The 16,527-nt window shown below is 62.6% G+C and carries 13 protein-coding genes; 10 read left to right on the top strand and 3 right to left on the bottom strand.

Features of this window, described 5'->3' with window-relative positions; all coding sequences use genetic code 11:
* Positions 1 to 76 precede the first annotated feature (76 nt).
* Both clpA and clpS read right to left on the bottom strand, forming a co-directional pair.
* Positions 77 to 2,347 carry an ATP-dependent Clp protease ATP-binding subunit ClpA gene (clpA, locus tag LU682_RS10000; protein WP_010954812.1) on the bottom strand — a complete coding sequence of 757 codons (2,271 nt, stop codon included), beginning with the start codon at positions 2,345 to 2,347 and terminating at the stop codon, positions 77 to 79.
* Between the two features lie 30 nt (positions 2,348 to 2,377).
* Complete coding sequence (clpS, locus tag LU682_RS09995; RefSeq protein ID WP_003251220.1) at positions 2,378 to 2,740, bottom strand: ATP-dependent Clp protease adapter ClpS; 363 nt, start codon at positions 2,738 to 2,740, stop codon at positions 2,378 to 2,380.
* Positions 2,741 to 2,970: 230 nt separating this feature from the next.
* Here clpS and cspD point away from each other — a divergent pair, with 230 nt between their 5' ends.
* On the top strand, positions 2,971 to 3,237 hold the full coding sequence (gene cspD, locus LU682_RS09990; protein ID WP_010954813.1) for a cold shock domain-containing protein CspD: 267 nt from the start codon (positions 2,971 to 2,973) through the stop codon (positions 3,235 to 3,237).
* Between the two features lie 71 nt (positions 3,238 to 3,308).
* Here cspD and icd read toward each other — a convergent pair whose 3' ends face one another.
* Positions 3,309 to 4,565: an NADP-dependent isocitrate dehydrogenase gene (icd, locus tag LU682_RS09985; protein ID WP_010954814.1), complete on the bottom strand. Its 1,257-nt coding sequence runs from the start codon at positions 4,563 to 4,565 to the stop codon at positions 3,309 to 3,311.
* A 414-nt stretch (positions 4,566 to 4,979) separates the two neighbouring features.
* Between icd and LU682_RS09980 the strand changes: the two genes are divergently transcribed.
* The 9 genes from LU682_RS09980 (at position 4,980) to LU682_RS09940 (ending at position 16,386) form a co-directional block, all read left to right on the top strand.
* Positions 4,980 to 7,205 (top strand): NADP-dependent isocitrate dehydrogenase, encoded by a 2,226-nt coding sequence (locus tag LU682_RS09980; protein WP_010954815.1) that lies wholly within the window; start codon positions 4,980 to 4,982, stop codon positions 7,203 to 7,205.
* Positions 7,206 to 7,397: 192 nt separating this feature from the next.
* Complete coding sequence (locus LU682_RS09975; protein ID WP_010954816.1) at positions 7,398 to 7,838, top strand: NUDIX hydrolase; 441 nt, start codon at positions 7,398 to 7,400, stop codon at positions 7,836 to 7,838.
* Between the two features lie 59 nt (positions 7,839 to 7,897).
* Positions 7,898 to 9,022 (top strand): tRNA 2-thiouridine(34) synthase MnmA, encoded by a 1,125-nt coding sequence (gene mnmA / locus LU682_RS09970; protein ID WP_010954817.1) that lies wholly within the window; start codon positions 7,898 to 7,900, stop codon positions 9,020 to 9,022.
* Positions 9,019 to 9,645, top strand: coding sequence for a high frequency lysogenization protein HflD (gene hflD, locus LU682_RS09965; RefSeq protein WP_010954818.1), 627 nt, complete (start codon positions 9,019 to 9,021; stop codon positions 9,643 to 9,645). The genes mnmA and hflD overlap by 4 nt, the downstream gene beginning before the upstream one ends.
* A 137-nt stretch (positions 9,646 to 9,782) precedes the next feature.
* On the top strand, positions 9,783 to 11,153 hold the full coding sequence (purB, locus tag LU682_RS09960; protein WP_010954819.1) for an adenylosuccinate lyase: 1,371 nt from the start codon (positions 9,783 to 9,785) through the stop codon (positions 11,151 to 11,153).
* Between the two features lie 81 nt (positions 11,154 to 11,234).
* Positions 11,235 to 12,401 carry a ribosomal protein uL16 3-hydroxylase gene (locus tag LU682_RS09955; protein ID WP_014590368.1) on the top strand — a complete coding sequence of 389 codons (1,167 nt, stop codon included), beginning with the start codon at positions 11,235 to 11,237 and terminating at the stop codon, positions 12,399 to 12,401.
* Positions 12,394 to 12,822 (top strand): GNAT family N-acetyltransferase, encoded by a 429-nt coding sequence (locus LU682_RS09950; RefSeq protein ID WP_003251237.1) that lies wholly within the window; start codon positions 12,394 to 12,396, stop codon positions 12,820 to 12,822. Before LU682_RS09955 ends, LU682_RS09950 begins: the two co-directional genes overlap by 8 nt.
* A 167-nt stretch (positions 12,823 to 12,989) precedes the next feature.
* The gene (locus tag LU682_RS09945; protein ID WP_010954821.1) at positions 12,990 to 14,951 is read left to right on the top strand and encodes a DNA topoisomerase III; all 1,962 of its coding nucleotides are present in this window, start codon (positions 12,990 to 12,992) and stop codon (positions 14,949 to 14,951) included.
* A 145-nt stretch (positions 14,952 to 15,096) separates the two neighbouring features.
* The gene (locus LU682_RS09940; protein WP_010954822.1) at positions 15,097 to 16,386 is read left to right on the top strand and encodes an NAD(P)/FAD-dependent oxidoreductase; all 1,290 of its coding nucleotides are present in this window, start codon (positions 15,097 to 15,099) and stop codon (positions 16,384 to 16,386) included.
* Positions 16,387 to 16,527: the final 141 nt, after the last annotated feature.

Genomic DNA, 16,527 nt, shown 5'->3' with positions numbered 1-16,527 from the left:
ATGAAAAAGCCCGGCCAGGTGCCGGGCTTTTTTGTGCCTCAAGAAATTGCAGGGGCTGCAAGGCAGCCCCTGCACATCACGCGACCTCAGCCGTGGTTTCGAAGTCGAACACCAGTTCGCCATCGCGCAGGTCGACATGCACCACGCCACCATGCTCGGCCAGCTCGCCAAACAGGATCTCCTCGGCCAGCGGCCGCTTGATCTTGTCCTGGATCAGCCGCGCCATTGGCCGCGCGCCCATCTGCACGTCATAGCCCGAAACCGCCAGCCAACCGCGTGCTTCATCGCTGACTTCCAGCAGCACACGCTTGTCTTCCAGCTGCGCCTGCAATTCGATAAGGAACTTGTCGACGATGCTTTTGATGGTCTCCGTGCTCAGGCGGCCAAACTGGATGATGGTATCCAGACGGTTGCGGAACTCTGGCGTGAAGCTCTTGCGGATCACTTCCATGGCATCGGACGCGTGGTCCTGATGAGTAAAGCCGATCGACGCCCGCGCCGCAGTTTCTGCACCGGCGTTGGTGGTCATGATCAGGATCACGTTACGGAAGTCGGCCTTGCGCCCGTTGTTGTCGGTCAGGGTACCGTGGTCCATCACCTGCAGCAGCAGATTGAAGACTTCCGGGTGGGCCTTCTCGATTTCGTCGAGCAACAATACGCAGTGCGGCTGTTTGGTGATTGCCTCGGTCAACAAGCCACCCTGGTCGAAACCGACATAACCCGGCGGCGCACCAATCAAACGCGACACGGTGTGGCGCTCCATGTACTCAGACATGTCGAAACGCACCAACTCCACACCCAGCGCCTTGGCCAATTGCCGCGCCGCTTCGGTCTTGCCGACGCCGGTAGGGCCGGCGAACAGGAACGAACCCACCGGCTTGTCTGGCGACTTGAGGCCGGCACGGGACAACTTGATCGCGGTGGCCAGCGAGTCGATTGCCTGGTCCTGGCCAAACACGGTCAGTTTCAGGTCGCGCTCAAGGTTGCGCAGCAGCTCCTTGTCGGAACTGGTGACGTGCTTCGGCGGAATTCGCGCAATCTTGGCGACGATGTCCTCTACTTGCGGCACATCAATGCGCTTGACGCGACTGGCCTCTGGCTGCAGGCGCTGGTAGGCGCCAGCCTCGTCGATCACATCGATGGCCTTGTCAGGCATGTGTCGGTCATTGATGTAGCGCGAAGCCAGTTCGGCAGCGGCGCGCAGGGCTTCGTCGCTGTACTCGATGTTGTGGTGGCTTTCGAAACGCCCTTTCAGGCCGCGCAGAATGCCCACGGTGTCTTCGACCGATGGCTCGCTGACATCCACCTTCTGGAAGCGACGCGCCAGGGCACGATCCTTCTCGAAGATGCCGCGAAACTCCTGGAACGTAGTCGAACCGATGCAGCGGATTTCACCCGACGACAGCAGCGGCTTGAGCAGGTTGGAGGCATCCATCACCCCGCCCGACGCCGCACCGGCGCCGATGATGGTGTGAATTTCGTCGATGAACAGGATGGCCTGCGGACGCTTGCGCAGCTCACCGAGCAGCGCCTTGAAGCGCTTCTCGAAGTCACCACGGTATTTGGTACCGGCCAGCAAGGCGCCCAGATCAAGGGAGTACACCACGCTCTGCGCCAGCAGGTCAGGCACCTGACCATCGACGATGCGTTTGGCCAGGCCTTCGGCGATGGCCGTCTTGCCCACGCCTGCCTCACCCACCAACAGCGGGTTGTTCTTGCGCCGACGAGCGAGGATTTGCGCCACACGCTCCACTTCCTGCTCGCGACCTACCAGCGGATCGATACGGCCGGCACGGGCCAGCTCGTTCAGGTTGCTGGCGTAGGCGTCCAGTGGGTTGCTCGAAGAGGAGGTTTCGCCCCCCTCATCGTCCTGCATGTCCTGCTCGCTTTCAGACTGTGCACCATGCCCTGGCACCTTGGAGATGCCATGGGCGATGTAGTTGACCACGTCGATACGGGCCACGCTCTGCTGCTTGAGCAGGAACACGGCCTGGCTTTCCTGTTCGCTGAAGATCGCCACCAGCACGTTGGCGCCGGTCACTTCGCGCTTGCCAGAGCTTTGCACGTGGAACACGGCACGCTGCAGCACGCGCTGGAAGCCCAGGGTCGGCTGGGTTTCACGGTCTTCGTCGTTGACAGGGATCAACGGCGTGGTGGAGTCGATGAACTCTTGCAGGTCATGCTTGAGCTTGTCGAGATTGGCGCCACAGGCGCGCAGAACGGTCGCGGCAGCCTCATTGTCAAGGAGTGCCAGCAGCAGATGCTCGACGGTCATGAACTCATGACGCTTCGAACGGGCCTCCTTGAAGGCAAGATTGAGGGTGACTTCGAGCTCGCGGTTTAACATAGCTTCACCTCATACCCAAGTGGTCGGCGATTAACCGTCCTTCTCGATTTCACAGAGTAGCGGATGCTGGCTTTCCCTGGCGTATTGGTTGACCTGCATGGCCTTTGTTTCGGCGATGTCACGGGTAAACAATCCGCACACTGCCCGCCCCTCGGTATGGACGGTCAGCATGATCTTGGTCGCCAGCTCGCGGTTCAGACTGAAGAACGTCTCGAGCACTTCGACGACGAAATCCATTGGTGTGTAGTCATCGTTGAACAAAACCACCTTGTACATCGGTGGCGCCTGCAGGATCGGCTTGGCTTCCTGAACTGCAAGACCTGAGCCGTCGTCCTCATTCGATTGCGGGCGATCCTGATTGAATGTTAGTCGAATCTCACTAGGTGCATGCATGGAAAGAATTTCATCATGAGCGTCAGGTTAAGGTTGCGGGTTGACTGCACAGGCCACCGCCAGCGCAAGCGCCGCGTGACCTTGACTATCGGCAAAACGGTGTTACAACCAATAAGAACCCACCGTGGTCGATAAAGATCCGCGCAGTCAACCAGATTTTTCGCAAGGTTCGTATGCGGATGAAGTGGATGATACTCCAGTGATGGAGTCCTTTGCAGAGGGACATAGGGATGGCAAGCGGTAAAGTCAAGTGGTTCAACAATGCCAAGGGCTATGGATTCATCAATGAGGAAGGTAAATCCGATGACCTGTTCGCCCATTATTCCGCCATCCAAATGGACGGATACAAGACCCTGAAGGCTGGCCAGGCCGTGGTATTCAACATCGTCCAGGGCCCCAAGGGCTTGCACGCCGTTGAAATCAAAGATGCCGCGGCCGCTGCGGCAGAGGCTGCCAGAGCCTTGGGCGAGCCGCAAAGCGAAACTGCAAAAGCCTGACTGCCTGCGCTGTGCCGATAGACAAAAAAATCGGCCGCTTCTTTAAAAGAAGCGACCGGTTTTCTGTTGCCTTACATGTGTTTGATCATTTCATCGCCAAAGCCTGAGCTGCTTACCAGCTTGGCGCCCTCCATCAATCGCTCGAAATCGTAGGTCACGGTCTTGGCCGCAATGGCGCCATTGGTGCCCTTGATGATCAGGTCGGCGGCCTCGGTCCACCCCATGTGGCGCAGCATCATCTCTGCCGAGAGGATCACCGAGCCCGGGTTGACCTTGTCCTGCCCGGCATACTTGGGCGCAGTGCCGTGAGTGGCCTCGAACATGGCCACGGTGTCGGACAGGTTGGCGCCCGGGGCAATGCCGATACCGCCCACTTCTGCGGCCAGGGCATCGGACAGGTAGTCACCGTTGAGGTTGAGGGTGGCGATCACGTCGTACTCGGCCGGGCGTAGCAGGATCTGCTGCAGCATGGCGTCGGCGATGGCGTCCTTGACGATGACCTCGCGACCGGTCTTGGGGTTCTTGAACTTCATCCAAGGGCCGCCATCAAGCAGTTCAGCGCCGAACTCGTCACGCGCCACCTCGTACCCCCAGTCCTTGAAGGCACCCTCGGTGAACTTCATGATGTTGCCCTTGTGCACCAGGGTCAGTGATTCGCGGTCGTTATCCACCACGTATTGCAGGGCCTTGCGCACCAGACGCTTGGTACCCTCCTTCGACACCGGCTTGACGCCGATACCGCAGTCCTGGTCGAAGCGGATCTTGGTGACCCCCATTTCCTCCTTGAGAAACTTGATCACCTTGTTCGCCTCGGGCGACCCGGCCTTCCACTCGATGCCGGCATAGATGTCTTCGGAGTTCTCGCGGAAGATCACCATGTCGACGTCGCCCGGCTTTTTCACCGGGCTTGGCACACCCTGGAACCACAGCACCGGCCGCAGGCATACATACAGGTCCAGTTGCTGGCGCAGGGCCACGTTGAGGGAGCGGATGCCGCCACCGACGGGCGTGGTCAGCGGGCCCTTGATCGATACCACATAATCACGCACGGCATCGAGGGTTTCCTGCGGTAGCCAGGTATCCTGGTCATACACCTGGGTGGCTTTCTCGCCAGCGTACACCTCCATCCAGGCAATCTTGCGCTTGCCGCCGTAGGCCTTCTGCACGGCGGCATCGACCACCTTGATCATTACCGGCGAAACATCGACGCCGATCCCGTCGCCTTCGATGTAAGGAATGATCGGATGGTCAGGCACGTTAAGCGAATGGTCTGCATTGACGGTAATTTTGGTGCCGTCGGTCGGAACCTTGATTTTCTGGTATCCCATGCTTGCACTACTCCGCTGTCGGGTGTGGTTTGGACATCGTGCGATCCACTGAGCCTAAACCACATCTGCCGACCTGCAAGGCATGCGACAACCCGCCGCATTGCTGCTTAGTCTTTGGTCTTATAAATGGGCCGATATCACTTGGCCTTGCTGATTAGCCCAAATGGTTTGGTATACTCCGCCGCGACCGAAGGGTCATCGGGGCGAATCCCAGGAAAATGCGGACCGCCCTAGGCCATGAATGGCCATAAAGCCTGGGTTGTTACCGCAGCTCAGCACTTGACGCTCGACTGATGCATCCACCATCACCGCTCGCAGCCTCTCGACTTTCCGCTCATGGCGCTGCCAGGGCGATGCGCCTACCCTGCGCACCACGAGACTCGAGCACGCTCAGCACACAGAGAGTTAACCCGCATGCCCACCCGTTCCAAGATCATCTATACCTTCACCGACGAAGCCCCCGCCCTCGCCACTTACTCGCTGCTGCCGATCATCGAAGCGTTCACCGCTTCGGCTGACATCGCTGTCGAAACTCGCGACATTTCCCTGGCTGGCCGTATCCTTGCCGCCTTCCCGGAGCAACTGGGCGCAGAGAAGCAAGTAGGCGATCACCTGGCGGAACTGGGCCAGCTGGCTACCACCCCTGAAGCCAACATCATCAAGCTGCCGAACATCAGCGCCTCGGTACCGCAGCTCAAAGCCGCGATCAAGGAACTGCAAGGCAAGGGCTTCAACATCCCTGACTACGCCGACGAGCCGGCCACCGCGGAAGAAAAAGAATCCCGCGCCCGCTACGACCGCATCAAGGGCTCCGCCGTGAACCCGGTGCTGCGCGAAGGCAACTCCGACCGCCGCGCGCCGCTGTCGGTCAAGAACTACGCCCGCAAGCACCCACACAAGATGGGCGCCTGGGCCGCTGACTCCAAGTCGCACGTTGCCCACATGACCCAGGGCGACTTCTACGGCAGCGAAAAAGCCGCACTGATCGAAGCTGACGACAGCCTGCGCATCGAGCTGGTCGGCAAAGACGGCAGCACCACCGTGCTGAAAGAAAAGACCGCCGTCAAAGCCGCCGAAGTCATCGACTGCGCCACCATGAGCCGCAAGGCCCTGAAAGCCTTCATCGCCGAGCAGATCGCCGATGCCAAGGCCGCTGGCGTGCTGCTGTCGGTGCACCTGAAAGCCACCATGATGAAGGTCTCCGACCCGATCATGTTCGGCGTCATCGTCGAAGAATTCTACAACGACGTGCTGACCAAGCACGCCGCTGCCCTGGCCGAAGTAGGCTTCAACGCCAACAACGGTATCGGCGACCTGTACGCCCGCATCAAGGACCTGCCAGCCGACAAGCAGGCCGAGATCGAAGCCGACATCCAGGCCCTGTACGCAGAGCGCCCAGCCCTGGCCATGGTCAACTCCGACAAAGGCATCACCAACCTGCACGTGCCGAGCGACGTGATCGTCGACGCCTCGATGCCGGCCATGATCCGTGACTCGGGCAAGATGTGGAACGCCGCAGGCGAACTGCAAGACGCCAAGGCCGTGATCCCGGACCGCTGCTACGCCGGCATCTACCAGGCCACCATCGAAGACTGCAAGGTCAACGGTGCCTTCGACCCGACCACCATGGGCAGCGTGCCGAACGTTGGCCTGATGGCGCAGAAAGCCGAAGAGTATGGCTCCCACGACAAGACCTTCCAGATCAAGGCTGACGGCGTGGTTCGCGTAGTCGATGGCAAGGGCAACGTCGTGCTGGAGCAGAACGTCGAAGCCGGTGACATCTTCCGCATGTGCCAGACCAAGGACGCGCCGATCCAGGATTGGGTCAAGCTGGCCGTCAACCGTGCCCGCCTGAGCAACACCCCGGCGGTGTTCTGGCTGGACCCGGCTCGTGCCCACGACGGCGTCATGATCGAGAAGGTGCAGAAGTACCTGAAAGATCACGACACCACCGGCCTGGACATCCGTATCCTGGCACCGGTCGACGCCATCAAGTTCTCCCTGGCCCGCATCCGCGAAGGCAAGGACACCATCTCGGTGACCGGCAACGTGCTGCGCGACTACCTGACCGACCTGTTCCCGATCATGGAACTGGGCACAAGCGCCAAGATGCTGTCGATCGTGCCGCTGATGAACGGCGGTGGCCTGTTCGAAACCGGCGCCGGCGGTTCGGCTCCGAAGCACGTGCAACAGCTGGTTGAAGAGAACTTCCTGCGTTGGGACTCGCTGGGTGAATTCCTGGCCCTGGCCGCTTCCCTGGAGCACCTGGGCAACACCTACGACAACCCGCGCGCCAAGGTTCTGGCCAACACCCTGGACCAGGCTACCGGCAAGTTCCTCGACACCAACAAGTCGCCATCGCGCAAAGTCGGCGGTATCGACAACCGCGGTAGCCACTTCTACCTGACCCTGTACTGGGCCGAGGCCCTGGCCGCTCAGACGGACGACGCTGCCCTGCAGGCACGCTTCGCACCACTGGCAAAAACCCTGGCCGAGAACGAAGCGACCATCGTCGCCGAGCTCAACGCCGTTCAGGGCAAGCCAGCCGACATCGGCGGCTACTACGCCCCGGATGCCGAGCTGACCGCCAAGGTGATGCGCCCAAGCCAGACCCTGAACAGCGCCATCGCTGCCCTGTAAGGTTCGCTTGAAGTAACAGCACAAACCCCGGCCACGCACCGGGGTTTGTGCTTTCTGGATAAATGATATCTGGCGGCCTGCATCGGCCTTTGTAGGAGCGGGTTTACCCGCGAATGCGTCATTTGCCTCACCATCGCATTCGCGGGTGAACCCGCTCCTACAGGGGTCATGCACGCCTTCAAGGAGCTGTTCATGACCTGGCAACCCCACATCACCGTCGCCACCATCGTCGAGCACGAAGGCAAGTTCCTCTTCGTCGAGGAATTCAAAGCCAACCAGCACGTCTTCAACCAGCCTGCCGGCCACCTCGAACCCAACGAGACCCTGCCCCAGGCCGCCCTGCGCGAAACCCTGGAAGAAACCGCCTGGGAAGTCGAGCTGACCGGCGTGGTCGGCATCTACCTGTACACCGCCCCCAGCAACGGCGTGACCTACCAGCGCGTCTGCTTCGCCGCCCGCCCCGTGCGCCATCACGCCGACCTGGCACTGGACAGCGATATCGTCCGCGCCGTGTGGCTGACCCGCGACGAACTGCTGGCCGACCCCACTCGCTGGCGCAGCGAGCTGGTGCCGCGCTGCCTGGATGACTACCTCAAAGGCCCGCTGCACAGCCTCGACCTGCTACGCGACTGACGCGGCGCCGCGGGTTTGATAGAATCGGCGTTTTTCCCCCTTGATACACACCGGTACCCATGACCAGCCCAGCACTTAAAGACCCCGCCAAGACCCGCGTCATCGTCGGCATGTCCGGCGGCGTGGACTCTTCCGTCTCAGCCCTTCTGCTCATCGAGCAGGGCTACCAGGTGGAAGGGCTGTTCATGAAGAACTGGGAAGAGGACGACGGCACCGAATACTGCACCGCCCGTGAAGACCTGGCCGACGCCCAGGCCGTGTGCGACCGTATCGGCATCAAGCTGCACACCGCCAACTTCGCCGCCGAATACTGGGACAACGTGTTCGAGCACTTCCTTGAGGAGTACAAGGCCGGCCGCACACCCAACCCCGACATCCTCTGCAACCGCGAAATCAAGTTCAAGGCGTTCCTCGACTACGCCCTGTCGCTGGGTGCCGACCTGATCGCCACCGGCCACTATGTGCGCCGCCGCGATACTGGCGCGCTCACCGAACTGCTCAAGGGCCTGGACCCGAACAAGGACCAGAGCTACTTCCTGCACGCCGTCGGCGGCCAGGAAATCGCCCGCACACTGTTCCCGGTCGGCGAACTGGAAAAGCCCGAAGTACGCGCCATCGCCGAAAAACACGGCCTGGCCACCGCCAAGAAGAAAGATTCCACCGGCATCTGCTTCATTGGCGAGCGCCGCTTCAGCGACTTCCTCAAGCAGTACCTGCCGGCCCAGCCGGGCGACATCGAAACCACCGAAGGTGAAGTGATCGGCCGCCACCATGGCCTGATGTACCACACCATCGGCCAGCGCCAGGGCCTGGGCATTGGCGGCCTGAAGGATGCCAGTGACGAGCCGTGGTACGTGCTGCACAAGGACCTGGCCCGCAACGTGCTGGTGGTCGGCCAGGGCAACGAGCACCCATGGCTGTTCTCCCGCGCCCTGCTGGCCTCGGAAATTTTCTGGGTCAACCCGGTCGACCTCGGCAGCCCACGGCAGTTGACTGCCAAGGTGCGCTACCGCCAGAGCGACCAGCGATGCACCCTGGAACGCACCGCCAGCGGCTACCGCGCCGTGTTCGACGAGCCTCAGCGCGCCGTGACGCCGGGCCAGTCGGTGGTGTTCTACGACGGCGAAGTGTGCCTGGGCGGCGGCGTGATCGAGGCTGCCGAGCCGTGGAGCCCGCGCGCATGAGCAACCTGCAGGAGCAGCTGATCGCGTTGGGTGGTGTGTTCCAGGCCGCCGTGCTTGTCGACCGCATCGCCCGCACCGGCCAGGCCAGTGAAGCCAATATCGGCTGCATGCTGGGCAGCCTGCTGGTGCGCGACCCCAAGGACACCCTGGAGGTGTTCGGCGGTGATGACCTGAACCTGCGCGACGGCTACCGAGCGCTGATCGGCGCCCTCGAGCGCGACCCCAACAGCCTGCAACGCGAGCCGCTGCGCTACGCCCTGTCGATGCTGGGCCTGGAGCGCCAGCTGAACAAACGTGGCGACCTGCTGGACACCATCGGCAACCGCCTGCCGCAAATCCAGTCGCAGGCCGAGCATTTCGGCCTGGTTCACGAAAACGTCATCGCTTCCAGTGGAGCCTTGTATCAGGACACCCTGAGCACCTTGCGCCAGCGCATCCAGGTGCATGGCGACATGCGCTTCCTGCAGCAGCCCAACAATGCCTCGAAGATCCGCGCCCTGCTGCTGGCCGGCATCCGCGCCGCGCGACTGTGGCGGCAGCTGGGCGGGCACCGTTGGCAGCTGGTGTTCAGCCGGCGCAAGTTGCTGAACGAACTGTACGACATGATGCGCAGCCCCAACTGACGGGCTGGGCAGCCCGCTTCCACAGGGTCTGCCACCAGATCCAAATTGGGCCGACCTTTGGTCAGCCACCCGACCCAGGCGCATTTTTCATGTATGATATGCGCCCTTCCAAAAGCCTGACTGTCCGAGAACACCCCATGCAGCTTTCTTCGCTCACTGCGGTTTCCCCTGTAGACGGCCGTTATGCCGGCAAAACCCAGGCCTTGCGCCCCATTTTCAGCGAATTCGGCCTGATCCGTTTCCGCGCCCTGGTCGAAGTGCGCTGGCTGCAGCGCCTGGCCGCCCACCCGCAAATCGGCGAAGTGCCGGCGTTCTCCGCCGAAGCCAACGCCCTGCTGGACAGCCTGGCCACCGATTTCAAGCTGGAGCACGCCGAGCGCGTCAAGGAAATCGAGCGCACCACCAACCACGACGTCAAGGCCATTGAATACCTCCTCAAGGAGCAGGCCGCCAAGCTGCCTGAGCTGGCCAAGGTCAGCGAGTTCATCCACTTCGCCTGCACCAGCGAGGACATCAACAACCTGTCCCACGCCCTGATGCTGCGCGCCGGCCGTGACGAAGTGCTGCTGCCGCTGATGCGCCAGGTCGCCGACGCCATCCGCGCCCTGGCCCACGCCCACGCCGAAGTGCCAATGCTGTCGCGCACCCACGGCCAGCCGGCTTCGCCGACCACCCTGGGTAAAGAGCTGGCCAACGTCGTGTACCGCCTGGAGCGCCAGATCGCCCAGGTTGCCGCCGTGCCGCTGCTGGGCAAGATCAACGGCGCCGTGGGCAACTACAACGCCCACCTGTCGGCCTACTCGCAGATCGACTGGGAAGAGAACGCCCGCGCCTTCATCGAAGACGAGCTGGGCCTGCAGTTCAACCCGTACACCACCCAGATCGAGCCGCACGACTACATCGCCGAGCTGTTCGACGCCATCGCCCGCTTCAACACCATCCTGATCGACTTCGACCGTGATGTGTGGGGCTACATTTCGCTGGGTTACTTCAAGCAGAAGACCGTCGCCGGCGAAATCGGTTCGTCGACCATGCCGCACAAGGTCAACCCGATCGACTTCGAAAACTCCGAAGGCAACCTGGGTATCGCCAACGCGCTGTTCCAGCACCTGGCCAGCAAGCTGCCGATCTCGCGCTGGCAGCGTGACCTGACCGACTCCACCGTGCTGCGCAACCTGGGCGTGGGCTTTGCCCACAGCGTCATCGCCTTCGAGGCCAGCCTGAAAGGCATCGGCAAGCTGGAAGTCAACGAAGCTCGCATCGCCGCCGACCTGGACGCCTGCTGGGAAGTGCTGGCCGAGCCGATCCAGACCGTGATGCGCCGCTTCAACATCGAAAACCCCTACGAGAAGCTCAAAGAGCTGACCCGTGGCAAGGGCATCACCCCAGAAGCGCTGCTGACCTTCATCGACGGCCTGGACATGCCAGCCGAAGCCAAGGCCGAGCTCAAGCAGCTGACCCCCGCTACCTACATCGGTAACGCGGCAGCCCAGGCCAAACGCATCTAAGCTGAGCGTCGCGTACAACGCCCGGCCTGGCCGGGCGTTTTTATTCCCGTACGAAAATTACGTTTTTTCAATAGGTTGAACATGAATCCTGATACTCCACTGCAGCTGCTCGGCGGCATCTCGGCCCGCGAATTCATGCGCGACTACTGGCAGAAGAAGCCGCTGCTGGTACGCCAGGCCTTCCCGGACTTCATCAGCCCGATCGACCCCGACGAGCTCGCCGGGCTGGCCCTGGAAGACGAAGTCGAGTCGCGTATCGTGCTGGAGCACGGCGCACACCCGTGGGAGCTGCGCCGCGGCCCGTTCAACGAAGACACCTTCGCCGAGCTGCCGGAAAAAGACTGGACCCTGCTGGTGCAGGCCGTTGACCAGTTCGTTCCGGAAGTGGCCGAACTGCTGGAAAACTTCCGCTTCCTGCCCAGCTGGCGTATCGATGACGTGATGATCAGCTTCGCCGCCCCGGGTGGCAGCGTCGGCCCGCACTTCGACAACTACGATGTGTTCCTGCTGCAAGGCCACGGCCAGCGCAACTGGAAGATCGGCCAGATGTGCAGCAGTGACAGTCCGCTGCTGGAGCACGCCGACCTGCGTATCCTGGCCGAGTTCGAGCAGAGCGGCGAGTGGACCCTGGAGCCCGGCGACATGCTCTACCTGCCACCGCGCCTGGCCCACTACGGCGTGGCCGTGGATGACTGCCTGACCTACTCGGTCGGCTTCCGCGCACCGAGCGCTGCCGAGGTGCTGACCCACTTCACCGACTTCCTCGGCCAGTTCCTGCCCGACGAAGAGCGCTACAGCGACGCCGACGCCCAGCCGGTCAGCGACCCGCACCAGATCCAGCACGATGCCCTCGACCGCCTCAAGGCGCTGCTCGACAAACACATGGGCGACAAGGACCTGCTGCTGACCTGGTTCGGCCAGTTCATGACCGAGCCGCGCTACCCCGAGCAGATCGTTGGCGAAGAGCTGAGCGAGGAAGAGCTGATCAATGCCCTTGAGCAAGGCGCCATCCTGATCCGCAACCCCAGCGCACGCCTGGCCTGGTCCGAGTTCGAAGACGACCTGCTGCTGTTCGCCAGCGGCCGTAGTTGCCCACTGCCTGGCAAACTGCGAGAGCTGCTGAAGCTGGTATGTGCGGCCGACGCCCTGCACATCGATAACCTGGCCGAGTGGCTGCAGGATGAGGATGGCCTGATGCTGGTACAGCAGCTGGTCAAGCAAGGGAGCCTGGGATTCGCCAATGAATAAGATCAGCGTTCGCCTCGCCGATTGGCACAAAGACAACGCCGACATCCGCCGTATCCGTGAAGCCGTGTTCGTCGCCGAGCAGCACATTCCGCCAGAGCTGGAGTTCGATTCGGAAGACCAGGACGCCCTGCACTTCCTGGCCCTGGAAGGCGACTATCCGATCGGTACTGCGCGCCTGCTGGCCGACGGCACCATCGGGCGCATCTCGGTGCTCAAGGACTGGCGTGGCCTGAAGGTGGGCGATGCGTTGGTCAATGCGGTCATCGTCGAAGCGCAGAACCGCGACCTGAAACAGCAGATGCTCAGCGCCCAGGTGCACGCCACGCCGTTCTATGAGCGGCTGGGCTTTCGCGTAGTCAGCGAGGAATTCCTCGAAGCTGGCATCCCGCATGTCGACATGGTGCGCGACTCGCGCGCCTGATCCATCACCTGCACTGGCCTCTTCGCGGGTTTACCCGCGAAGAGGCCGGCTCAGGCGATATACATCCCCGCTGACAAAAAACCTGTACATCCATCCAGATAAAACTTGCCTCTGCGCCCCCGCTTGCGCATCCTATGGCCCACCACCCCGATGAAGCGTCCCCGGCCATGCGCCTGTTTCTCTGCGAAAAACCCTCCCAGGCAAAAGACATCGCCAAAGTGCTCGGCGCCAACCGCAAAGGCGACGGCTGCTGGCAAGGCACCGACATCTGCGTAACCTGGTGCATCGGCCACCTGCTGGAAACCGCCCCGCCCGACAGCTACGACGAACGTTACAAGCGCTGGAACCTGGCCGACCTGCCGATCATTCCAGACAAGTGGAAGATGCTGGTAAAGCCCAAGACTGCCAGCCAGTTCAAGGCGGTCAAGCGCCTGCTCGGTGAAGCGCGGGAGCTGGTGATTGCCACCGACGCCGACCGCGAAGGCGAAATGATTGCCCGCGAGCTGGTCGAGCATTGCCGCTACCGGGGCCCGGTGCAGCGCCTGTGGCTGTCGGCACTGGACGACGCCTCCATCCGCAAGGCCCTGGCACGCCTGCTGCCAGGCCACGAGACGTTCAACCTGTACCACTCGGCACTGGGCCGATCGCGCGCCGACTGGCTGATCGGCATGAACATGAGCCGGCTGTTCACCCTGCTGGGCCGCCAATCCGGCTACCAGGGTGTGCTGCCGGTAGGCCGCGTACAAACGCCTACCTTGCGCCTGGTGGTCGACCGCGACCGCAGCATCGCCAACTTCGTGCCGGTGCCGTTCTGGGCCATCGACGTACAGCTGGAACACGCCGGCCAACGCTTCAATGCCCAATGGCGCGCCCCCGAAGACGCCTGCGACGACCAAGGCCGCTGCCTGAAGCAAAGCCTGGCTCAGCAGGCCGCGGCCGACATCGGCCATGCCGGCACTGCCCGAGCGGTAAAGGTGGCGACCGAGCGTGTGCGCGAAGCAGCACCGCTACCCTTCGACCTTGGCACCCTGCAGGAGCTGTGCTCGAAAAAGTTCGGCCTCGGCGCCCAGGAAACCCTCGACATTGCCCAGGCACTGTACGAAACACACAAGCTAATCACCTACCCGCGCAGCGATTGCGGCTATTTGCCACAAAGCCAGCACGCCGAGGCACCCGCCATCCTTGCCGCCCTGCAACGGGCCGATGCCAGCCTTGCGCCGCTGCAGCCCTACCTGGAGCCGCAACGCCGCTCGCGGGCGTGGAACGACGCCAAGGTCAGCGCTCACCATGGCATCATCCCCACCGCCGCCGCCAGCGACCCCTCGCGCCTGCCGGCCAAGCACAAGGCCGTGTACACCCTGATCCGCGCCCGCTATCTGGCGCAGTTCCTGCCCAACCATGAGTACGACCGCACCCAGGCGGACTTCGACTGCGCCGGTCATGCGCTGCGTGCTGTGGGCAAACAGATCGTCGAGCCGGGCTGGCGCCGCGCCTTGCCCGAAGCGCTGACCCCGGCCAAAGGCCGCGAGGCACCACCGGCCCAGGTGTTGCCAGCGCTGCGCGAAGGCCAGGACTGCAACGTACACGGCCTGCAACTGAAAGACCTGTGGACCCAGCCGCCCAAGCCGTTTACCGAAGGCGACCTGATCAAGGCGATGAAAAACGTGGCCAAGCTGGTGGATGACCCTCGGCTGAAGCAGAAGCTCAAGGAAACCACCGGCATTGGCACCGAAGCCACCCGCGCCAGCATCATCCAGGGCCTGCTCGACCGCGGTTACCTGGTGAAGAACGGCAAGGCGTTGTCGGCCACACCTGCGGCCTTCAGCCTGATCGACGCCGTTCCCCGCGCGATTGCCGACCCCGGTACCACGGCGATCTGGGAGCAGGCGCTGGACATGGTGCAAAGCGGCGAGATGCCCCTGGAAGAGTTCGTCGCCCGGCAGTCAGCGTGGATGGGCAAGCTGGTCGAGCGTTGCAGCGGCATGCGCATGACCATCAGCGGGCCAGCGGCCGGGGCGGCCCCGCCCTGGAAAAAGAAACGTCGCGGTGGCGGGAAGAGCAAAGCGACTGGAAGCAAGGCGACCCCAAGCAAGCCACGGCAGGCGCGAAAAAAGCGAGCCCCCCTGTAGGAGCGGGTTCACCCGCGAAGAGGCCAGCCCAGGCAGCACATTAACAATAGGCAAACCACAAACCCCGACCAACACATTGGCAACGTGAAATTTAACTGCTAACTTTTCATGAAAATAAACATAATAATTTTCACGGAAATCCCGCATGTTCAAACAATCCGCCCAGCACGTCGCCAGTTACTACGCCCAGACCTACCCCACCAACATCCCATTACGCCCTACCCTGCAAGGCACCCAGGACGCCGATGTGCTGATCATCGGCGCCGGTTTCAGCGGCCTGCACACTGCCCTGCGGCTGACCCAGGCCGGCAAGCGCGTAACGCTGCTGGAAGCCAGCCGGGTTGCCTGGGCGGCTTCCGGACGCAACGGTGGCCAGGCGCTGTTGGGCTGGTCGTGCGACATGCCGCCGCTGGAGCAGGCCCTTGGCATCGAACGCACCCAACGGCTATGGGCCAGCATGTGCTGGGCCGCCGAAGAGATGCGCGAACTGCCCCAACGCCACGGCTTCGACATCGACTACCGGCAGGGCAGCCTGTGGACTGCGGTATTGCCGCGCCGGGTGAAAATGCTCGAAGAGGCCCTGCATGATGCCGAGCATAAATGGGGTTACGACGCCCTGCGCCTGATCGGCCGTGACGAGTTGCCGCAATGGATCGACAGCCCGCGCTACCAGGCCGCGCTGTACGACGCCAAAGGTGCCCACCTCAACCCGCTGAAACTGGCACAGGGCCTGGCCAGTACCATCGAGGCTGCCGGCGGGCAAATCTACGAACAGAGCCAGGTGCTCAGCTACCAGCAGGCTCGCGACGGCTATGTCGCCCGTACCGACCGTGGCGAAGTTCGCTGCCAGGTATTGGTGCTGGCCTGCAACGCCTACATCGATCGCCTTGACCGCGGCCTGTCGCGCCGCCTGTTGCCCGTCGGTTCCTACCAGGTCGCCACTGCGCCTCTGGATGCCGACTTCGCCCATTCGTTACTACCTCGCAACAGTTGCGTGATCGACAACCAGTTCGTACCCGACTACTTCCGCCTGACCCCAGACCACCGCCTGCTGTTCGGCGGTGGCTGCACTTACCTGGGCGGCATCCCCAAGGACGTCGCCAGCGCCACCCGCCCGTACCTGGAGCGGGTGTTCCCTCAACTGGCCGGGGTGGCCATCGACTATGCCTGGGGCGGCCACATCGATTGCAGCATCAAGCGCACCCCGGACGTCGGCCGCGAGGGCCAGCGCTACTGGCTGCAGGGTTTCTCCGGCCATGGCGTTCTGCCGACCCTGGCGGCGGCGCGTGCGGTCAGCGATGCCATTCTCGGCGATGAAGACCTGTTGGCGCTGTACCAAGGCATCGACAACGGCCGCTTCCCCGGCGGCGACCTGCTGGCTGCGCCTTTGGAAGCTGCGGCAAAGGCCTGGTACCGCATGCGCGACCGTGTCTGAAGGGCATCAGTGTTGCCTGTGCGGGCCTCTTCGCGGGTGAAAGGGACCTCACAGTGTAGGAGCGGGTTCACCTGCGAAGAGGCCCACACAGGCAACACAACTTCCTGATACCCGCCAAAATCCCTCCTATTCTCAATAGCT

The sequence above is a fragment of the Pseudomonas alloputida genome, assembly GCF_021283545.2.
GTDB lineage: Bacteria > Pseudomonadota > Gammaproteobacteria > Pseudomonadales > Pseudomonadaceae > Aquipseudomonas > Aquipseudomonas alloputida.
Note: the sequence above shows the minus strand (reverse complement) of the source record. Positions and strands in the feature narration are given on the sequence as shown.

What these genes read in the sequence shown, in the direction of transcription:
- clpA (WP_010954812.1), bottom strand. Translation starts at nt 2,347, where the DNA reads ATGTTAAACCGCGAGCTCGAAGTCACCCTCAATCTTGCCTTCAAGGAG.
- clpS (WP_003251220.1), bottom strand. Translation starts at nt 2,740, where the DNA reads ATGCATGCACCTAGTGAGATTCGACTAACATTCAATCAGGATCGCCCG.
- cspD (WP_010954813.1), top strand. Translation starts at nt 2,971, where the DNA reads ATGGCAAGCGGTAAAGTCAAGTGGTTCAACAATGCCAAGGGCTATGGA.
- icd (WP_010954814.1), bottom strand. Translation starts at nt 4,565, where the DNA reads ATGGGATACCAGAAAATCAAGGTTCCGACCGACGGCACCAAAATTACC.
- LU682_RS09980 (WP_010954815.1), top strand. Translation starts at nt 4,980, where the DNA reads ATGCCCACCCGTTCCAAGATCATCTATACCTTCACCGACGAAGCCCCC.
- LU682_RS09975 (WP_010954816.1), top strand. Translation starts at nt 7,398, where the DNA reads ATGACCTGGCAACCCCACATCACCGTCGCCACCATCGTCGAGCACGAA.
- mnmA (WP_010954817.1), top strand. Translation starts at nt 7,898, where the DNA reads ATGACCAGCCCAGCACTTAAAGACCCCGCCAAGACCCGCGTCATCGTC.
- hflD (WP_010954818.1), top strand. Translation starts at nt 9,019, where the DNA reads ATGAGCAACCTGCAGGAGCAGCTGATCGCGTTGGGTGGTGTGTTCCAG.
- purB (WP_010954819.1), top strand. Translation starts at nt 9,783, where the DNA reads ATGCAGCTTTCTTCGCTCACTGCGGTTTCCCCTGTAGACGGCCGTTAT.
- LU682_RS09955 (WP_014590368.1), top strand. Translation starts at nt 11,235, where the DNA reads ATGAATCCTGATACTCCACTGCAGCTGCTCGGCGGCATCTCGGCCCGC.
- LU682_RS09950 (WP_003251237.1), top strand. Translation starts at nt 12,394, where the DNA reads ATGAATAAGATCAGCGTTCGCCTCGCCGATTGGCACAAAGACAACGCC.
- LU682_RS09945 (WP_010954821.1), top strand. Translation starts at nt 12,990, where the DNA reads ATGCGCCTGTTTCTCTGCGAAAAACCCTCCCAGGCAAAAGACATCGCC.
- LU682_RS09940 (WP_010954822.1), top strand. Translation starts at nt 15,097, where the DNA reads ATGTTCAAACAATCCGCCCAGCACGTCGCCAGTTACTACGCCCAGACC.